Origin of the sequence: Gillisia sp. CAL575, from assembly GCF_000403785.1 — a bacterium.
GTDB lineage: Bacteria > Bacteroidota > Bacteroidia > Flavobacteriales > Flavobacteriaceae > Gillisia.
Genome location: NZ_APHJ01000011.1, coordinates 1 through 2,493, shown reverse-complemented (window position 1 = coordinate 2,493; position 2,493 = coordinate 1). Strand labels below are relative to the sequence as shown.

At 31.4% G+C, this 2,493-nt stretch carries 2 protein-coding genes; both read left to right on the top strand.

Annotated features, from left to right (window positions below; all coding sequences use genetic code 11):
- The coding region (locus I130_RS00100) for an ISL3 family transposase (protein WP_034917111.1) at nucleotides 1-720 on the top strand (720 nt) is incomplete at its 5' end.
- 451 nt (nucleotides 721-1,171) lie between these two features.
- Nucleotides 1,172-1,603: a hypothetical protein gene (locus tag I130_RS00095; protein ID WP_034917107.1), complete on the top strand. Its 432-nt coding sequence runs from the start codon at nucleotides 1,172-1,174 to the stop codon at nucleotides 1,601-1,603.
- The last annotated feature ends 890 nt before the right edge of the window (nucleotides 1,604-2,493 follow it).

The window sequence follows — 2,493 nt, the reverse complement described above, 5'->3', positions numbered from 1 at the left end:
AAAGGAACCAAAGCAGAAACTGTTATAAGGATACTCCATAAAATCCCTGTAAAACAACGAAGAAAAGTTCAAGAGACAACATTGGATATGGCAGGAAATATGGGGCTTATCGTTAAAAAATCATTCCCAAACGCTACTTTGGTCATTGACCGTTTCCACGTGCAAAAATTAGCTTTGGATGCGCTACAGGAAATAAGGATCAAACACAGGTGGGAAGCCCTCGACAAGGAAAATGACGCCATAGAATACGCCAAGAACAAGTCCTTAAAATATACACCAGAACTCCTAGCTAATGGAGACACCCTAAAACAATTATTGGCCAGAAGCAGATACCTACTCTATAAATCAAGCAACAAATGGACCCAGAGCCAATCGATAAGAGCGGAGATCCTTTTTCAACTTTATCCTGACCTGGAAAAAGCTTACAAATTGTGCCAAAACCTATCTTGGATATTCAACAAAACAAGGGATAAAACCACGGCACTTATAAGATTAGCAAAGTGGGACGAAAAGGTAAGGCAGGCAGCATTTAATAGCTTCAATACCATTGCTAGAACAATGTCAATACATTACAAGAACATCCTTAACTACTTCGACAACCGAAGCACAAATGCTTCAGCAGAATCATTCAATGCAAAAATAAAAGCTTTTAGAGCGCAATTCAGAGGGGTTAGAAACATAGATTTTTTCATCTATAGGCTTACAACAATTTTTGCTTAATTCTAAAATCCCACAAGTTTTAGACTTGATCCCAAAAACTCGCACATTCTAATAGTATTTTAAAAACAAAAAAAAGCCCTAAACTTTCGTTTAAGGCTTCTTGTAGTCGGGGTGGCAGGATAATTTATTCATGAACAAACGCCCTATCCACAGTACTTTCACTGAGAATCAATTTGATGTTTCACCGAATGATTCACCAAACTTCATAAAACAAAGAAATTCATATTATTTAATCGTCTTTGTGCTGTAAAGATATGATTTTCTTTAAAACCACTCATCTGAGGTCTATTTATCTATGTCATTATTACTTTTTTTATTGATACAACTGGTTGGACAAGTTTAAACAATGAATTTCCTGAACTTGCTAAAAAAATACAAGGATAATTATAATGCACAAGCTAATAGGGGAAATAGTTGCAGTAAATTTGTACATGGATAAACCAGAAAAATTATGATAATAAAAAAAATATTTTTTTTCCTTATTGTTTTTTATGTCAATCAGTCTTACTCGCAAGAATATAGAGAAGTTAATTACAAAGGGATAGAAGGAGTAATTCTCTGTGAAGAATATTTTTCTAAAAAATATCGTAAAACTTATAAAATTTATAATCTATCCCCAGAAGAAATTTATGAATTTGAAAAATTTCTTGAAGAAACTGAAAACCGGTACCTCTCTTATAACAGAAAGTATCAAGGCATAATTAAGGACGGAAAAAAGCATATAAATAGTAAACTAATAAATCGGATTTATATAGATCAATATTCTCCAAATTGGAAACAAGACAAAACTCTATATATACACGAATGTAATACAAGAACTATTGTGTACAGTTTTTCTGAAAAAAAAATTATAATGAATAAATTTAATGAATGTGGGGAGTAGACTATTTTGATAAGATTTAGTATTTACAAAAATTTAATAGTTCCACAGAACATCAGTTTAATTCTATTTTACTAAGGAGTCTACTGATCAACATATCAAGTCTGCAAAGAGTGGGAAATATTCTTGATTTCTTATCATATTCTAATTTTTGTATTTTTTAAAATTTTCGTCGAACACCGCGAAAAGATTTACAAATAGGCAGTGATTTGCGGCAAAGGCAAAATATTAAAAGCGACATAATAAACTCTTTTATTAATATTTGATTTTAATACAAGATCTTAAAAAATGCTGATTGGTGATTATTTGTAAAGCTTCCGAAAACCTGCATTTACCATCTTTTTTGTATAATTCTCATCATTCTGAAACTTTGAACAATACCTTGAGGAAATAAACGTAAAGCATACCTTTTTTTTTGATGAATGATGAGAGATAAGAGATCAGACTAGTGATATAAAGAGTTTAGGCACTCATCGTTTTCTCATCAAAAAAATTAATGATGAAGAAAAGTAGTTGGTCTCTAGTATAAAAATATGCTGATGAAAAAAAAATATAAAAATAAGATCTGCTTACCTCAGAAACCTAGTTTCTAAATCTCTTTACAAACTTACAATTCGATCGGTAAATGCCACAAGGTAGAATTTCATTTGGAGAAGCAAAGCAAGATGTGTCATTGTCATGACAATCTTGCTTTGCGCCCGGAGGTTGCAAAGATTTTAAAAGACTAATTGCTTTAATTTTCTAAATTAGAATATTAATCTGATTAAATATCCAAACAATTCATAGTATTAGTTCGGTAGATATGGGGCTTGATTTCGTAATTGATCAAAATTAAAATCACGATCCTAGTTTTTCTTTCAATAGCATCATATCTTCACTCAACTTATTTTCTA

Coding starts and splice junctions, on each gene's coding strand:
- I130_RS00095 (WP_034917107.1), top strand. CDS start 1,172: ATGATAATAAAAAAAATATTTTTTTTCCTTATTGTTTTTTATGTCAAT.